General features: G+C 61.7%; 15 protein-coding genes. 7 read left to right on the forward strand and 8 right to left on the reverse strand.

Annotated features, from left to right (window positions below):
* Positions 1-26 precede the first annotated feature (26 nt).
* The 3 genes from BGRAMDRAFT_RS23845 to BGRAMDRAFT_RS23855 all read left to right on the forward strand — a co-directional run bounded on the left by BGRAMDRAFT_RS23845 (position 27) and on the right by BGRAMDRAFT_RS23855 (position 1,641).
* The gene (locus tag BGRAMDRAFT_RS23845) at positions 27-488 is read left to right on the forward strand and encodes a hypothetical protein (RefSeq protein WP_006051423.1); all 462 of its coding nucleotides are present in this window, start codon (positions 27-29) and stop codon (positions 486-488) included.
* Between the two features lie 372 nt (positions 489-860).
* Positions 861-1,274: a type II toxin-antitoxin system HicB family antitoxin gene (locus tag BGRAMDRAFT_RS23850; RefSeq protein ID WP_006051424.1), complete on the forward strand. Its 414-nt coding sequence runs from the start codon at positions 861-863 to the stop codon at positions 1,272-1,274.
* A gap of 160 nt (positions 1,275-1,434) precedes the next feature.
* Entirely contained in the window at positions 1,435-1,641 is a 207-nt protein-coding gene (locus BGRAMDRAFT_RS23855) for a hypothetical protein (protein WP_006051425.1), read from the forward strand.
* A gap of 581 nt (positions 1,642-2,222) precedes the next feature.
* On the opposite strand, the gene BGRAMDRAFT_RS23860 is transcribed toward BGRAMDRAFT_RS23855, so the two are convergent.
* Complete coding sequence (locus BGRAMDRAFT_RS23860) at positions 2,223-2,480, reverse strand: DUF1488 family protein (RefSeq protein ID WP_035570457.1); 258 nt, start codon at positions 2,478-2,480, stop codon at positions 2,223-2,225.
* Between the two features lie 773 nt (positions 2,481-3,253).
* Between BGRAMDRAFT_RS23860 and BGRAMDRAFT_RS23865 the strand changes: the two genes are divergently transcribed.
* The 3 genes from BGRAMDRAFT_RS23865 to BGRAMDRAFT_RS23875 all read left to right on the forward strand — a co-directional run bounded on the left by BGRAMDRAFT_RS23865 (position 3,254) and on the right by BGRAMDRAFT_RS23875 (position 6,318).
* Entirely contained in the window at positions 3,254-3,706 is a 453-nt protein-coding gene (locus tag BGRAMDRAFT_RS23865; protein WP_029970754.1) for a DUF2934 domain-containing protein, read from the forward strand.
* Between the two features lie 725 nt (positions 3,707-4,431).
* Positions 4,432-5,346, forward strand: a complete 915-nt coding sequence (locus BGRAMDRAFT_RS23870) for a LysR family transcriptional regulator (protein WP_006051430.1) — start codon at positions 4,432-4,434, stop codon at positions 5,344-5,346.
* 204 nt (positions 5,347-5,550) lie between these two features.
* Positions 5,551-6,318 carry an SDR family NAD(P)-dependent oxidoreductase gene (locus BGRAMDRAFT_RS23875; RefSeq protein WP_006051431.1) on the forward strand — a complete coding sequence of 256 codons (768 nt, stop codon included), beginning with the start codon at positions 5,551-5,553 and terminating at the stop codon, positions 6,316-6,318.
* Positions 6,319-6,440: 122 nt separating this feature from the next.
* On the opposite strand, the gene BGRAMDRAFT_RS23880 is transcribed toward BGRAMDRAFT_RS23875, so the two are convergent.
* The 6 genes from BGRAMDRAFT_RS23880 to BGRAMDRAFT_RS23905 all read right to left on the reverse strand — a co-directional run bounded on the left by BGRAMDRAFT_RS23880 (position 6,441) and on the right by BGRAMDRAFT_RS23905 (position 13,776).
* Positions 6,441-6,845 (reverse strand): MFS transporter, encoded by a 405-nt coding sequence (locus tag BGRAMDRAFT_RS23880; RefSeq protein ID WP_157140656.1) that lies wholly within the window; start codon positions 6,843-6,845, stop codon positions 6,441-6,443.
* 424 nt (positions 6,846-7,269) lie between these two features.
* Positions 7,270-8,601 carry an MFS transporter gene (locus BGRAMDRAFT_RS23885; RefSeq protein WP_006051433.1) on the reverse strand — a complete coding sequence of 444 codons (1,332 nt, stop codon included), beginning with the start codon at positions 8,599-8,601 and terminating at the stop codon, positions 7,270-7,272.
* A gap of 28 nt (positions 8,602-8,629) precedes the next feature.
* On the reverse strand, positions 8,630-9,931 hold the full coding sequence (locus BGRAMDRAFT_RS23890; protein WP_006051434.1) for an MFS transporter: 1,302 nt from the start codon (positions 9,929-9,931) through the stop codon (positions 8,630-8,632).
* A gap of 130 nt (positions 9,932-10,061) precedes the next feature.
* Complete coding sequence (locus BGRAMDRAFT_RS23895; protein WP_006051435.1) at positions 10,062-11,690, reverse strand: CoA-transferase; 1,629 nt, start codon at positions 11,688-11,690, stop codon at positions 10,062-10,064.
* Positions 11,687-12,427, reverse strand: a complete 741-nt coding sequence (locus BGRAMDRAFT_RS23900; protein ID WP_006051436.1) for an enoyl-CoA hydratase/isomerase family protein — start codon at positions 12,425-12,427, stop codon at positions 11,687-11,689. Before BGRAMDRAFT_RS23900 ends, BGRAMDRAFT_RS23895 begins: the two co-directional genes overlap by 4 nt.
* An 11-nt stretch (positions 12,428-12,438) precedes the next feature.
* Positions 12,439-13,776, reverse strand: coding sequence for an FAD-dependent oxidoreductase (locus BGRAMDRAFT_RS23905; protein WP_006051437.1), 1,338 nt, complete (start codon positions 13,774-13,776; stop codon positions 12,439-12,441).
* 198 nt (positions 13,777-13,974) lie between these two features.
* Between BGRAMDRAFT_RS23905 and BGRAMDRAFT_RS23910 the strand changes: the two genes are divergently transcribed.
* Positions 13,975-14,661 carry a GntR family transcriptional regulator gene (locus BGRAMDRAFT_RS23910; protein ID WP_006051438.1) on the forward strand — a complete coding sequence of 229 codons (687 nt, stop codon included), beginning with the start codon at positions 13,975-13,977 and terminating at the stop codon, positions 14,659-14,661.
* A gap of 58 nt (positions 14,662-14,719) precedes the next feature.
* Here BGRAMDRAFT_RS23910 and BGRAMDRAFT_RS23915 read toward each other — a convergent pair whose 3' ends face one another.
* Positions 14,720-15,538 (reverse strand): isocitrate lyase/PEP mutase family protein, encoded by an 819-nt coding sequence (locus tag BGRAMDRAFT_RS23915; RefSeq protein ID WP_006051439.1) that lies wholly within the window; start codon positions 15,536-15,538, stop codon positions 14,720-14,722.
* Positions 15,539-15,568 lie beyond the last annotated feature (30 nt).

Below are 15,568 nucleotides of genomic sequence, written 5' to 3' on the forward strand. Positions count from 1 at the left end.
ACAGGCAAATCCGACCGGAGCAAACGATGTTGGCATGGCACTACACCACGGGACAAAAGTTCCGGCAGATCAGCGCAAGCGGGATGCTCATCCCTGGCGGCATCGGGGCCGAGCCCACCGGGACGCCTGTACTGTGGTTTTCGCGTAATCAGCATTGGGAGCAAACCGCCGGCGACGAGTGCCATGAGACTGGGCAATCGGTGCGCCGTCTGACGATGCGTGAAACTTACGTGGCGAGCGGCGGACTCGCGCGGTATGGATGCGATGTAAAACGCCTGTACGCCGGCGAAGTGCTGCGGCGAAAAGCACAGATGACCCACGAGGTCTGGGCGGCCTTGTATGCCGTTGGGAAATTGCAGCAGGCGTATCCTGCCGCGTGGTGCGGCTCGGTTGACTCAATGCCGGTTGATGGCATGGTAGTGCACGTGTTGAGCGAATCATTCAAATGGCAGCGCTTCGAAGCATGCCAGCCGATTGTCCGTCATTGATAATCGGGCTTTCTGGACCTGCATGAGCAGGTCGTCCCGGCGATGCAGGCGCGACGCACGCTTTCCTTTCACACTGTCACGATTTAGTTTGCTTTTCGACGGCCATGAGCGCATGGTGAAGATCCAGATGTACCTGACGGCCCTTTTTCGCATCCGGACAGGTATCGGTTCATGACGGTCAGTATCGCTTAAGGAGCGCGCGATCATGACCATCTCCACTATCGAATACAGAGAGTACGAGCTATGTACGTACTCTCACCACGCATTCCTTCTGCATCGTGATCCGTATGCCAAAGGACCCAGGCAGTTCTCATCGTTCGTACGCTATGACGTACCGCATGCGAGTCAGCACGCAGCTGAGTGGAGCAGGTCATGCAATATCCGCTTTATGTGCACCGTGATGGAACTGCCGGCTTTCGCGCCAGTTTTCCCGATCTTCCCCGAGCAGTTGCGAGCGGCGATTCGTTCGATAAGCTGAAACGCAACGCGCAAGAGGTTGTCGAACTGATGTATGACCGCAGCGAGCAACTCATACCCGCTCCAACCTGCAGTACATCCGAATTGCAATCGCTCGACATGGACGATGGGCAAGGGATCTGGATGTTCGTCGAGATCAACCTGACGCGGGTTACCTCGAAAGCTGTGAGCGTTCAATTCAGTCTGCCCGAGAGTCTGCTGCAGCGAGTGGATGCTGCAGCAAAAGAGCGACACTCGACGCGCTCCATGTTCTTTACGCTGGCTGCCGTGCACGAACTTGGAAACCGGGGCGAAGGGCAATTGTCCTAAATGCCGGTTTTACGGTGGGTGTTCGCGGACGGCTTCCATCGCGCGCCACGACCGCGTCAGCATTCAAAACCCGACCTTGCGATGGGTCGCATCGTCCCGCTATCGGGGCGACGCCGACCACCTGATGGCGAACCAGTTTTTTCCATAGCAGGAGTGCATCATGATCGATGACCAGGTAAATGCCGAAGAACTGGCAGAAAGCAGGAAACAGAGAGAGGCCGCGGCGAATGCGACGGATGATGGTATGCCAGTGGCCCCCGAAGATGAAAAGCGGGTTGTCGACGGCACTCAATACAGAGGGCCGAAGCAGTGGATCCGGCACGCAAGGAAATTGCTGGGTGCTGGAGGCGGCTTTATGCGACCTTGATTTCGACTTGAAGCCATGCGCGTAAAGCCATCAATGGCTCGTGTGAGACGTTCCGGACGCCTCACACGCTGGTACGGGAGCGCGCAGAGCGCGCGGCCCATAAAGATCTGATCCGCGACACCGAATCACCTTTGCAAGGATCCTGATGTCGCGCTACCAATTCGAAGGAGATCTGGCGCATCTCGAACGGATCATTCCGTTACTTGTGCACGGAAATCCCCTGGCGCTAGCGTACTGGCAGCGTCGAGTCTCGTCGCTATCGCAGCAGCAGAGTCTGCTTCCTGACGGCACCAGGCGCGTAACCCGACTGCTTAACGTATTCAATGAAGTCGAGCGCGCATTGATATCAGGCAAGGCCACCGCCCGACGGTCGCCGGGATGAGCCGCTATGCGTCAGAAATAAATCGGAGAGGGGGCGAGCCGGCACATGCCCGGGCGCTGCAGTTCCGGCCGGCGCATATCTTGGTACGGGTCTTATTCCAGGCGGGACGTGGGCGAACTATGGCGTCGAAACCATGCGCGCTTCCTGCACGAAGCCGGTGTTCACAGATGAGGAAACATTCTCGCGACAGGGCTGTAGATCATGAAATCGAATACCGGTTCTGCGGGCCGCCGACATACTGCCTGTTTGCGATTTCGAGAACCTTTTCACGAAACTCGTCAAAGGCACCAAGCAGCGAACGCTCGTCGGACCCAACGCCAGGTTGCAGATTTCTGAGCATTGCGTCGTCGATCATGAAGGTGATCTCGCGCGAATCGTCGTACCCCCAGAAACACACGCAATGTCGGGCGGCATCGTAGCTACGGCTGGGGTTGGGAAATTTAAGCACCGCGATCAGTCTTTCTCGTACACGGCCGAGTAGCGCCACTTAGTGGCGTTGGAGTCGATCGTGGCGTAACTGGCGCGTCTTTTCTCTGCTCTCAGAGCATCCGCTGCGTCGAGTATATGAGCACGCGTCCTGCATTCGGCGGCGTACTCGTTCTCCCTGCCAATTGCAGCAGAAGCGGGCTTGAATTGCGATCGCATGATGGGGCTCCTAAGCTGGAGGTCGCTCATGGACGACCGGTCTACCCACTGTATACCCTTTGGCTGGCATCGACGTCTTTATTTACCTGCATCCCTGGAGTTCAGTTTTCCGAAACGTTATGCAGGTCCGCATAGAAAAATTCGCTCGGACTGAGAGCGCCAGTCGATACCGTTCGTATTGACCGGCTGCTCAGCGGTTGGTAGCGCGGTCATGCTCCCAAAAAAACGAAAAGTGCAGGCTGATGATTTCACTGGCAGCATCGCCCGTGAAGCGTTGGCGCCGGCATTCCACGTTCTGATGAAACCGTCCGGGTCCAGCACGAAAATTGCGCACTTCCTGTTACCTGCGACGAGAAGCTGAAAAGGCTGTTCTTCAGAAACTTCCCCGGTCCGTGTGCAATTTGTCATAGCGTTTGAATGCAGCGCGCTGATGGCGGTTCGTCCCAATGGCCTTGTGCGGGCCTACCTCCAGGCATGGTACGCGTTCAAGTTGTGCGGGCCGCTATTGGCGTCCCAAGCGGTGCAGGTCCGGGGCCAGCAGTGGGCTGGCCCCTCCATCCCAACGAAAACACCTGGAAGACGATCATGATCGAGCGACTGGTTGACGTAATAGACCGCAGCGGCACTGTGCTGCACACATACCCGATTACGCTGGGCGAGTCGGGCAACGCCGACGACTCCGAATACCTGGCCAAGGCGCTGGAAGCAGCAGCGCACAGCCGGCTTGTGCCGGACGCTGAACTCGGTACCCTGACGGCCAGGATGCACACGAGCCGGGGCGGTCAGATGGCTCCCTACGGCGATGACTTCTTGAGGGACTCGGAAACGAAATCGGGCCTGGAGCAGGCTGTTCGGGAACGCGCCTATCTGCTCTGGGAGAAAGACGGGCGCCCTGAAGGGCGTGCGGAAGAATACTGGCATCGCGCTCTCGACCAGCATCTTCGGGAGCGCGCCTACGTTCTGTGGCAGCAGGAAGGAAGTCCCGAGGGGCGACAGGATGAGTATTGGCGTCGGCTTGTGGATTTCCAGGCTCAGTGATTCCGATCACCTTGGACCGTCCGGTGCGTAGCGAAAAGGAGAACCGAGGCGGCATGCGCAGACATCCCCTTCGATCAGGTCGGGCGGATCGGTCTTCTTGCATCGCCGAACCATTGATATCGATCGCCACGGCGGCCTCTCGCTGCGGGTGCGTGTGAGCGCCGCGGCGACAACGGGGAAAGGCTGACATAAGAGTCGAGGCCGCTAACAGTGGCCGACACTCGAACGGCTGCAACGACCCCGATGACCCGCCGACCAAAATGACCGTCAGAATGGCCGTTATAGCTTGAAAGCGCCCTTCGGGTAAGCACGGGCCCGACGACCGCTTCGGGTCCGAAAGCACGCGTTCGCTGACATCCGGACCCTGCATTGGGCCAATTGATACACGAACGGCAGGGGCCCGATCTACAACTGCCTCACGGACATCGTCACCTGAGTTCCGGCAATGGCCGAACTGATGTCCCCGAAAAGTTCGCCTCGACGATCGGACCGCTCCATTACGTGCCTTTGATCTCGTGACCGCGCGATAGGCGGCAGCCCGTCGGGGGCGCCTGCGAAATTGCGCCCTGACACCATTGTCCGGCATGGGTCTGCCCGGTCCGGGCTATACCTGATTACCTGATGGAACTGTCGGTATCGGAAACGGTACTGACATGTCCTCCTGAGCCGCTCGCCGTTTCGCTACACTGCGCATTTTCGCCGACAAACTTGCCAGGAGGATGCGCATGGACCGCATGGTGACGATGGAAACCTTTGTGACGGTTGTCGATGCGGGTTCATTCTCTGCCGCCGCCCGTCGGTTGAAGCTAGGTCAGCCAGCTGTCTCAAAGGCGGTCGCCCAACTGGAGGAACGTCTGGGCGCCCGTTTGCTATTACGATCGACTCGTGGCTTGGCGCCGACGGCGGCCGGGCAGCGGTTCTATGAGCACGCGCTCAGGGCCATCCATGAGGCAGATCAAGCCGAACAGGCCGTGCGCGAGTCTTCCGATGGTCTGTCGGGGCAACTGCGCATAGGCGCGGCCGTCACCTTCGCCCGGCTGCACGTTTTGCCGGCGTTAAAGTCTTTCCTCCATCAACACCCCAATCTGAGCATCGACATCGTGCTTGACGACCGGTCCGTCGATTTACTCGAAGAGGGCGTCGATGTCGCTTTGCGTATGGGCACGCTGGACGACTCGTCCATGACTGCGCGTCGCATCGCGAGCGGGCGGAGAGTCGTAGTCGGCACGCCGTCATATTTCGCGGAAGCCGGAGTTCCGCAAACACCTGTCGACCTCGGCCGGCATCAGGCGGTCGTCTATTCCGTGCGAGGCGGCGGTGAATCATGGTTGTTCAGCCGCGATGATGGATCTGACTCAACCGTGACCCTGTCCGGCCGAATCAGCGTGAACGCGGCTGAAGGCATGCGCACGGCAGTGCTCGCTCACATGGGCCTTGCTGTCGCATCGGAATGGATGTTCGCGCCTGAACTCGCGGACGGCACGGTGCAGGCCGTCCTGACTGACTGGACCTTGCCCACCATCGACCTGTGGGCAGTTTTTCCCGCCGGGCGTATGACGACAGCGAAAGCGCGCGCGTTCGTCGCGTTCGTCGAGCACATTCTCAATGAGCACAAATCCAGCGACGACCCGATCGCCTAGCCGCAGTGCAGCCGGGTTCGATTCGCCCCGACCTGTTCCCTTGCCGCAGGAATAGGAGCTATTCCTCGGCCACGACTACCGTACGACGCCGCCTGAGCGGAGGATACGCATCAACCAATGCATCACAGATTGGCTCTGATGCAGCGGTCTCTCCTGCAGTTCATGCCGGAGAACCGATTCAAAACCTACCCGTTGAGGAAAACCATGACTCAAGCTCTGAAAGGCAAACTCGCCCTCGTTACCGGCGCTTCGCGCGGAATCGGTGCAGCCATTGCGGCACGTCTTGCGCGCGATGGTGCATCCGTCATCGTTCACTATGCGTCGAGTGCGGAGCGCGCCCAAGCAGTCGTCAACGAGATTCGCGATGCCGGCGGCGAGGCTGAAGCTGTGGGCGCCGACCTGTCGAAACCGGAAGGCGTCAGGAGCCTCGTCGACTCGCTGAACGGCGCGTTCGGCGGCCGTTTCGAGGGGCGGCTCGACATCCTTGTCAACAACGCGGGCACAGTCGAGTACGGACCATTTCTCGATTCTTCGGATAGCTCGTACGACACGCACTTCAACTTGAATGTTCGTGCGCCGATCGAACTGGCAAAAGACGCGGCGGCGCGCATGGTCGCGGCTGGCTGGGGGCGCATCATCAACGTAGGCTCGGCCTTTGGCGAAGCCGCGCCACTGCCTGGCGTGACGCTCTACATCGCGTCGAAGTTCGCTCTCAGAGGCTTCACGCGCGGGCTGTCGCGTGAACTCGGCAAATACGGCGTGACCGTGAATGCTGTCCAGCCCGGCCCGATCGATACAGAACTTGCTCCGCAGCCCGGCACGGAAGATCACGCGACGATGGTAAAGCTCGCGAGCGTCGGCCGTTTCGGCAAACCCGCAGAAATCGCGGCGGCCGTCGCATATCTCGCCAGCCCCGAAGCAGGCTACACGACCGGCGAAAGCCTGACAGTCGACGGCGGATGGATTGCCTGACGCGGGCGGCCCTGTTGAACGCTATTCGAATGGCGCGTGCATTTCGATTTCGAATAGCGTTAACTGAGCGCAGCTAACTGCCGACGGTCATTTTCCGACGGCATTGCGCCCGGTCCGAGCCGTCAGGTGTGTAGCGGCAAGTATCGACGCCCTGCGGTATGCAGGGCTCCCGCATTCACACAACTGCCAAGCGACAGCAGCAGAACGCCGGCCGCAAGCGGCAGAAGCGGGGCGACTTGCAGCGGTAGTCCATAGTTGTGCCGCAAGTCGAAATACCTCCCGACCGCGACCGGTCCAGACACTGCGCCAAAGGCGTAGCCCGAAAACGCGATCCCATAGAACAGGCCGAAGCGCTTCAAGCCGATATACGAGCGGACGAGATACGATAGAAGGTCGCCTTCGCCAATTGCAAGCCCGACGAGCGCCGAGGCGAATAGCGCGCTGGGGTAGCTGTCGAGTTGCGCTAGCAGGACAAACCCGGCCGCGCCGGCCGTTAAGAAAAGGCAGGCCACGATCGGTGCGTGCACGCGATCCGCGAGTATGCCGGAGGCGAGCCGGCCAATGAGAATGCCGAATCCTGCGAACGAAGCAGTGCGCGCTGCGTCGTGAGCCGATATGCTGGGGCCACTGCATGTCGTCTCGCTAGCCGATGCACGCGAGCTCGCAGCGCGCTGCCGCACGACGCTGTTCGAAAGTGTTCATCCGATCGAGGCACGGCGTGAGCGAATTGCACGAAGTGCAGTCACGGCGATCGTGGATACATCACATTTCGGCGCCTGTCTGCGACAAAGCAGCGTTGATGTGCGGCAGATATGCAGGAACTCGACCACTAGCGCTCGCAATTCAGGCGGGCAGCTAGTCTGCATAGGGTGCAGGTGGTCGAAGGCTTTCAGGCCACTCCAGTACCGAGACCGCGATGGAAGTCCTGGGTACTCAGCCGAATCGGCTGCGTCATGAAGACGTCGCAGAACGTATCGCAATCGTTGGGGCTCGACCCGTGGCCCGGATGAAACTCGCCGCGACAATTCCCGCCACCACACAGAACGCGATGAAAAACCAGCCGTTGGTATACGTCTTGTGGCCCGATGCGTCGACGACCACGAGCGCTGCAAAGATCTTCGCGGAGAAAGCCGCGACGAAGTAGCCCGCGCCATTGACAAAGCCCATCGCCTTGCCATAGACCTCGGGGGAGAAGATTTCGGCGGGCAGCGCGAGGAACGGGCCCCATGCCATGTTCCCGAAGAATCCCATGCCGCAGAGCGCGACCGCGAGCAGAACCTGATTCGCCTGTTGCAACGTGCCGAGCAGAACCACGAACGGCGCGAGCCCGATGAAGCACACGAGGATCATGATCTTGCGGTTACCCTTGAAGACTTTGTCCGACATGTACGATGAGATGAAGCTGCCGATTGCGCCTGCCGCGAAGTAGAGGCCGCTCCACCAGCCCATCGTCTGCATTTTGAAGCCGAAGGTGTCGGACAGGTATAGCGGAATCCACGTGAGCGCGCCGTAGAGCGTAATCTGCATCACGATATCGACGAAAACGACTGCGACATACGTGCGATTCTTGAACAGATCGAGAAAGCGCACGCCGGCGCCCTTGAGAATGGTCTTTTGCGCCGATGCATATTGTCCGCGTGTGATCGTGCCTGCTTCGAGCTCGTCGCGGTACGCGTATTCGAGATCGGCTTCGGTCGCATGGCGATAGTGCTCCGGCCGGTCGAACACGAACACCGCGATCAGGGCGAGCGGCACGACCCCGAGCGCGCCCGTGACAAAAAACACGATGCGCCAGCTGTCCGCGTGTGCCGCGAATTGCGTAGCAAGGACGCTCGCCCATGCGGGCGTGATAATCCACGCCCACGCCAGAACGGTTTGCGCACGCGCGCGGCCTTCCTTGTTGAACCAGCGCATGAGCACTCGCGCCGAAGGAACGTATTCGGTGCCCACCAGCATACCGAAGATCGCCATCCGCCAGAGGTATTCTTCGCGCGTCTGGATGAGCCCCATATACATCGTCATTGCGGACCAGACGATGACCGAGAAGATCAGCATTTTCCTGGCGCCGAAACGGTCCGTCAGCAAGCCAGATACGTATTGCGCTGGCCCGTAGAAGAGCAGCATCAGGAAGGCGCCGGTGCCGATATCCGCGGTCGTCAATCCGATGTCGTGAGCGATCGCTGGATTGAGCACGCTGCTCTTCACGCGATCGAGATACTGGATGCTGTACGCGATGAACAGCACGAACGCGATGATCCATCGGTAAGCTACGCGAGGCCGCATTTTTGTCTCCTTGGCTAGTCGTATGTGTTTATCGCGTCGACGTCGCGATTTCGAGTGTGAGGCTCTGGTCGGCCGGTGCGCGTGGCGCGCGTACAAAGACCGCGACTGCCAGTGCACCGAGCAGGGCGATGGCGCCACTCAGCATGAATGCGCTTGCGAACACAGAGGTCGCCTGCACCAGAAAGCCTGTCGCTGCGGGCGCGAGAATGCCCGCCGTGTTCGCGATCAGATGCATGAAGCCGCCGACGCTGCCCATGCGCGTGTGCGGGACGGTGTCGAGAATGATTCCCCAATACGCGCCGAGCGTGAGGTTCATGAAGAACACGGTGACGGCCATCAGCGCGACGGCGAGCGGAAGGGTCGCGACGCGGCCCGCCAGTGCAACGCACACGGCGGACACGACCAGGCTCGTCACGATGACGATCTTGCGGGAGAGCACGGCTCTCCCCGTAGCGCGGTAGATGAGGTCTGATATCACACCGCCGAGTGCAATACCGACGGCCCCGCACGCCCATGGAATGACGTTCACGAAGCTCATTGACTGCAGGCTGAGATGGCGTTCCATCGTCAGATAGCTCGGGAACCACGAGAGAAAGAAGTACAGGATGTAGGCGTAGCCGAAGAAGGCGAAGGCAGTCGCAAGAATCGATGGACTGCGCAGCCACGCGCCGAGCGGCCGGCCGTCGTCTTCGGTGACCGATGCGGATTCAACGGGCGTGTCGTCGCGATGATGCGCGGGCTTTGCGTCAAGCCAGCGGTTCTCTTGCGGACGGTCGGTGACCAGCAGTGCCCACAGCGCGACCCAGACGAGCCCGAGCGCCGCTATCACGACAAACGACACGCGCCAGCCGACGGAAAGCGCCAGCATGCCGACGATCGGCCCGGCGATCGCGCCGCCGAATTGCTGTCCCGCGTTCGCATAGCCGACGGCGCTTGCCTGTTTGTTGCGCTCGAACCAGCCGCTAATCATCTTGTTCGTGCACGTCGCATACGGTCCTTCGCCTGCACCGAAGATCACACGCACGACGATCAGCGAACCCATGCCAACGACGCCCGCCGTGAGTCCGCAGAACACGGACCACAGCGACATGCTCGCAACGAGCACGCGCTTCGCGCCGAACCTGTCGGCCGCATAGCCACCGACGAAGCAGAACAGCGAATACCCGACGAAGAACACGCTGAACACGATGCCCAGTTCCGCGGGCGTAAGTTGGAGATCTTTCGCGATAAGCGGCGCAGCAACCGACAGCGCAGCGCGGTCGAGGTAGCTGATCGCGCCGGCGAGAAACAGCATGAGTACGATGAACCAGCGTAGTGAGCGGAGCTGCATGAGTGTCTCCTGCATGCGATAGGGATTGGGTCGCCGCCGCGCAACCGATGGACGCGCGTCGCCGGAAGAAGTGCCTTGCGGGCGCTTCTCCTGACGCGTGTCTATTGGATTGGGAGCGCCCGGGTGGCGCTTACGAAACTTCGTGTTCGCCGAGCGCGGTTTCGTCGAGATCGGCGCCTGCCTGCACGCCGGGTTGGAGGAGCGCCGCGTCCATGAGCGGCAGCGGATCGAGGATGAGCGCGGGTGCGAACGCCATGTGGTCGAGCACATCGCGCCGCACGTCGATACCCGGTGCGATCTCGCGCAGCACGAGCCCGTCGTTCGTGGCTTCGAAGACTGCGCGCTCTGTGACGATCAGCGCGCTCTGGCCGCGCGCGACGCCGTTGCGAACGGAATACGTGATGCTCTGGGCGTCGCGCACGAATTTGCTGACCTTCCCCTCGCGGCGAATGTTCATCCGGCCGTTTGCATAGTCGACGTCGAGCCCGCCGGTTGTGAACGTGCCGGTGAACACGAGCCGCTTCGCGTTGGCCGCGATATCGGTGAAGCCGCCCGCGCCGGGATTCGCGCGTCCGAACTTGCTGACGTTCACGCTTCCATGCGAGTCGTATTCGGCGAATGCGAGCGCGGCGAATTCGCACAAGCCGCCGTCGATGACGTCGAACTGCTGAAGGCCGTCGAGCAGCGCGCTCGGATGCAGGTTCGCGGAGAACTGCCAGCCGTTCATCACGATGCCGCCGTAAGAGCCGTGCTCGGTGGTGAACCAGTAATCCTCGGAACCGGTCTGCGGATCGATCAGACCTTGCTCCGCAAGAATGAGCGGAATGTCGGCCGCTGCGCCGAAGCCGAAGATGCCGAGCTCGCGCTTCCTGACCTCGAGCGCCGCGCGCCGCGCGATGACCTTGTCCGGCCCGAACGGAATCGAAGGAAACACGTGGCGATCGCCCGCCGAGACAAGGTAGTTGCGATCGTAGGGCGTGCCGGTCGTCATCATCATTTCCGCATCGACGACGATCGAATCGACGAAGATGCCCGGCAGGCGCACTTGTGTCGCGGGCCGCTCGCCTCGTCCGACGATGCGTCGCACCTGCGCGATTACGCGTCCGCCGCTGGCCTTCGCCGCGAGCGCAAGTGCGAGACCGGACGAGACAAGCGGCTCGTCTTCGAAGGACAGGTTGCCGAATTCGTCGGCGCTGCTTGCGCGGATGATTGCAACATCGATCGGCCAGGTTGGATAGAAGAGGCATTCCTCACCGTTTAGCGTGATCTTCTGGATAAGATCGTCCGTGCAGCGCGCGGTGAACTTGCCGCCGCCCTGAGCGGGGTCCGCATACGTGCCCACGCCGATGCGCGTCACATAGCCGGGGCTCTTTCGTGCGACTTCGCGCAGCCAGTGCATCGACGCACCGATCGGCCACGAATACGCCTCGATGCGGTTCTCCTGGATGAGTTGCATCAGCGCGGGCCGCTTGCCCGTGCGCGGATCGATGGGATTGATATAGGAACCTGCGACGATGCGCTTCATCAGGCCCTCACGCGCGACATGGTCCATACCCTTGATGCCGACGGCGTCGCCCGTTCCGCACGGGAAATAGAACGTCAGGTTGCGCGGCGTACCGGTGTCCTCGAAGCGCTTGCCGAGTGCCGCGAGCGTGGCGTCCGGCACGACCCAGCCGATGACGCCGACGGATGCGACGGTCTGGCCGTCCCTGATTGATTCCACGGCCTGCCTGGCCGTCACGACCTTGCTCATATTCATGATTTCACCGCGAATTTTGCGAAGATTTGTTGGGCCGCATCGGACTTGCAGTCGTCGGCAAAAATGCGGGTTGCTTCTCGGTCCAGACGCTCGCCATCGAGCGCGATGAACGGCTCGAAAAAGCGCTTGGCCGACGCGACAGCACCGCGTGGGAGTCTGGCGAGGCGTTGCGCGAGCGCGATTGCCCGCGCGTCGACATGACCTGCTTCGGCCAAATGATCAGCGACGCCCAACCGGTGTGCTTCCACGCCGTCGATGGGTTCGTCGCCCCACACGAGCATGCGCGCCCGGACCGCGCCGACCCGCGCGATGAGCGCCTGCAGGCCCCACGGCGGCAGCCAGCCGTTCGGCACCTCGGGAAGATGCCAGCGTGCGTTGACAGCGCTCACGACGAGATCGCACGACACCGCGAGAATGAAGCCGCCGCCGAGCGCGAAGCCCTCCACCGCGGCAATCACCGGCTTCGATAGTCCCGCTATGCCGCGCGCGATCCGCGCCGTTTCGAGTTCGTGTTCGCACATGTGATCGATCGAGAGGCCGCCGAGCTCCTTCAGGTCGCTGCCCGCGCAAAAGGCCGGTGGGGCGCCCGACAGCACGATCGCGGCGACCGAAGCGTCGCTTTCCGCCCTCCGCAATTCCTGTTCGAGTTGCTCCATCAGCGCCTGACTGAGCGCGTTGCGCCGCTGCGGACGGTCGAGCACGAGTTGCCGCACGCCGCCGATGTCTTCGATTTGCATTTGTATTCTCCTTAGCTCAGTTGTGCGCCGTCGCGGTCGAGCGCGCGGCGGATCGCCGACGGCTCCACCTGACGGGGCTCCAATCTTTCGTTGATGGCGATGGCCGCCGCATGTCCGATCGCGTGCCCGTACGAGAAGCACTGCGCGGTGACGCGCGCCGATGCGACCGCCTCGTGTTCCGCCGACAGGCAGCGGCCGGCCACGAGCAGGCCATCTCCCGACTGCGGCACGAAGCAGCCATACGGCACCGTGTAAAAGTCGTCGAGAATCCACTCGACCTTCGGCTTTGCACCCGCATGCAGTTCGATTGGCCACGGCGATACGGCGATGCCGTCGTCGAACTTGCGAGCCGCGAGCACGTCGTCGTTCAACAGGCGCGTGACTCCGCTGACCTGCCGGCTCTGGCGTATGCCCACCTGCATGCCCGTGTCGTTGACGAAGGCGTTTTCGCATCCCGCGAGGTTCTTCCGGAAGAACTGTGCGTACGCATGCACCTGCTTGCGCCCTTCGATTTCCGCTTCGGTGAAGTCATCGCGCAGCAGCGAGTTCAACTCGCGGCCGTCCGCACCGGTCACGCGCGTGCAGTTGCAGAGCAATTCCCCGGGCCGCGTCGTCGTGAAGAGCCAGATCTTGGCGCGCGGCAGATTCGCGCCCGCGTCTGCGGCGGCGCGCAGTTTCAGCGAGACTTCTTCGCCCATGATGGTGTCGTCGCCGTAGGCAGCGAGAAAGCGTCCGATATCGACGCCCAGCAGGCGGAAGATCATCGTCGGGTTCTGCACACGTCCGTCATGACCGATGAAGCTCGACAGGCCCGCCATCGCGACGACGTCCGCGTCACCGCTTGCGTCGATGGTCAGCTTCGCGCGGATATCGAGCGGACCTTGCTTGGTCCATGCCCGTACGCCCTCCACGCGCGCCCCATCCATCAGCGCGCCGGTCGCGATCGAGTGATAGATCACCTGCACGCCGGCACCGGCGAGCAGCGCGTCGGCGGTATCGCGCCAGATCAACGGATCGTGCACGCGCGTCCAGGTGCGCCCGTACCGGACGGGGTCCGCCAGTCCTCCGCGCGTTTCCAGCGCGCGCACGAATTCGTCCGCGAAACCGAAGACGACCTGCTCGGGTTTGGCGCCGACGCGCTCCGTCGCGAGATACAGACCGCAGACAGTGCCAGAGAGGCCCGCGACCGCGCCGCCTCCGCAAAAGCCATAGCGTTCGAGCACAGTGACGCGCAAGCCTTGCCTTCGCGCCGTGACGGCAGCCGCCACGCCCGCCGCGCCGCCGCCAACGACGAGAACGTCGGTGGAAAGTGCATCGACCAGGCGATGTTCCACCACTGATAAACTCATAATATACTCCTGACATGTCAGCACAACATCAGGATAGCGATTGGAGTGAGGCCGCGTCAACCGCTGTCGATTGCAGGTTAACCCCGAGGGCGCATCGCGAAGCGCACGGTGCGGCAGGATCGGGGCCGGCGCAAGCCGCCTCACGCGGCCGATATGTAATACTCACTTTGGTCCAATCGAACTCTCTAACCGGCTTTCATGACGAAATCCAGCACGCGTGCCACGCCCGCCGACCCCGATGCAAACGAGCCCAAGGTGGATTACGCCTATCGGCGTCTAGAAGAGATGATCGTGACGCGGGCACTGCCACCGGGCGCGCTCGTGTCCGAGGTGCAACTCGCAAACGAGATCAACGTGGGCCGCACGCCAGTGCGCGAGGCACTGGCGCGCCTGAAGCAGTTCGGGTTCGTGGAAACACATCCGCGGCGCGGCACATTCGTGTCGACCGTCGATGTTCGCAAGCAACTGGAACTGCTGGAAGTGCGTCGCGCCTTGGAGCCTCTTGTCGTGGCAGCAGCATGCGCGCGCGCCACAAGCGAGCAGCGCACGGAGATGAAATCGCTCGCCGACCACATCGTCCGGGCGGCCAGGCAGCGCAATGTGAATGAATATTTCCGGGTGAATCGCGCGATCCACGAACTGGAAGTCACCGCAACGCACAACTCGATGCTCACGACGACCATGCAGGTCATCCATGCTCAATCACGGCGCTTCTGGTTCGTGCACGTACAGCAGAGCGAGGCTTTTGCGGAGGGCGCCGCTCGCCACGCGGCCGTGCTGCGCGCGATCGCGAAGGGTGCGGCCGACGAAGCGACGGTCGCGGGCGATGAACTGATGGTCTTCCTCGATCGGCTTACGCGCTCCGCGTTCGACACGTTCCGCTGAAGAGGCGTCGCAGTTTCGGTGTCAGGACACTTCGAGAGACGAGCGCCCGGATGTTCGTTCATGGATCGATCAAGCCATATTCAGCGGCGCGCCGATTGAAGTCTTCGTAACCGGTAAGTGCGTCGAGCGCGGCGCTGGACGCGAGCGATCCATCAAGTGCACGAATATCGCGTTGTTCCGTGAACGTCCGCAGGCTTTGCTCAATGGCATGTTGTGCCGCTTGCAGGCATAGGCCGTGATAGATCGCGACGTCGACTCCGGCCGCCTGCTCGTCGGCGACGCTCGCGCCGGCCGTGTTGACCAGCACGACCTTGCCCGGAATCCGCGCGCGGATTGTCGCCAGTTGGGCGACATCAAGCGCGCCCGGCATGACCGCGTCGGCCCCAGCGTCAAGATACGCGAGCATTCGTTCTAGCGCATCCAGTGGACTGCCGGTGACGTCGGCGATATCAGTGCGCGCGATGATCTGGAAGTTCGGATCTTCGCGCGCATCGAGCGCCGCGCGGATCTTCTGTACCATTTCCCTCGTCGAGAGCACTGCTTTTGGCATATTGGTGTGTTTGCCGCTGACGTGATCCTCGATATGGATCGCACTAACGCCGGTTCGCTCGAGAGCGCGGATCGTCTTGCCGATACCTGTCGCGTTGAAGAAGCCGCCTTCGGCATCCGCGATCAGGGGAATGCTCAGTACGTCGCAGAACTCGGCGAGCCTCGCGCACAGCGTCGTCAGATCGAGCCAGCCGACGTCTGGTTGCCCGACGCTGGTCGATAGCGCATAGCTACCGACGTAGGCGACCTCGAAGCCTGCGCGTTGAACCTGCAACGCCGATAGCGGATCGAAGGTGCCGGGAGCAGCAAGCGTGCGCGGTCTGCTCATCCGCTGTCTCAGTCGGGCACGTAGGAGAAC

This window comes from Paraburkholderia graminis C4D1M, from assembly GCF_000172415.1.
GTDB lineage: Bacteria > Pseudomonadota > Gammaproteobacteria > Burkholderiales > Burkholderiaceae > Paraburkholderia > Paraburkholderia graminis.

Excerpts from the sequence above, each read along its gene's own strand:
- BGRAMDRAFT_RS23845 (WP_006051423.1), top strand. The coding sequence starts at position 27 with ATGTTGGCATGGCACTACACCACGGGACAAAAGTTCCGGCAGATCAGC.
- BGRAMDRAFT_RS23850 (WP_006051424.1), top strand. The coding sequence starts at position 861 with ATGCAATATCCGCTTTATGTGCACCGTGATGGAACTGCCGGCTTTCGC.
- BGRAMDRAFT_RS23855 (WP_006051425.1), top strand. The coding sequence starts at position 1,435 with ATGATCGATGACCAGGTAAATGCCGAAGAACTGGCAGAAAGCAGGAAA.
- BGRAMDRAFT_RS23865 (WP_029970754.1), top strand. The coding sequence starts at position 3,254 with ATGATCGAGCGACTGGTTGACGTAATAGACCGCAGCGGCACTGTGCTG.
- BGRAMDRAFT_RS23870 (WP_006051430.1), top strand. The coding sequence starts at position 4,432 with ATGGACCGCATGGTGACGATGGAAACCTTTGTGACGGTTGTCGATGCG.
- BGRAMDRAFT_RS23875 (WP_006051431.1), top strand. The coding sequence starts at position 5,551 with ATGACTCAAGCTCTGAAAGGCAAACTCGCCCTCGTTACCGGCGCTTCG.
- BGRAMDRAFT_RS23885 (WP_006051433.1), bottom strand. The coding sequence starts at position 8,601 with ATGCGGCCTCGCGTAGCTTACCGATGGATCATCGCGTTCGTGCTGTTC.
- BGRAMDRAFT_RS23890 (WP_006051434.1), bottom strand. The coding sequence starts at position 9,931 with ATGCAGCTCCGCTCACTACGCTGGTTCATCGTACTCATGCTGTTTCTC.
- BGRAMDRAFT_RS23895 (WP_006051435.1), bottom strand. The coding sequence starts at position 11,690 with ATGAATATGAGCAAGGTCGTGACGGCCAGGCAGGCCGTGGAATCAATC.
- BGRAMDRAFT_RS23900 (WP_006051436.1), bottom strand. The coding sequence starts at position 12,427 with ATGCAAATCGAAGACATCGGCGGCGTGCGGCAACTCGTGCTCGACCGT.
- BGRAMDRAFT_RS23905 (WP_006051437.1), bottom strand. The coding sequence starts at position 13,776 with ATGAGTTTATCAGTGGTGGAACATCGCCTGGTCGATGCACTTTCCACC.
- BGRAMDRAFT_RS23910 (WP_006051438.1), top strand. The coding sequence starts at position 13,975 with ATGACGAAATCCAGCACGCGTGCCACGCCCGCCGACCCCGATGCAAAC.
- BGRAMDRAFT_RS23915 (WP_006051439.1), bottom strand. The coding sequence starts at position 15,538 with ATGAGCAGACCGCGCACGCTTGCTGCTCCCGGCACCTTCGATCCGCTA.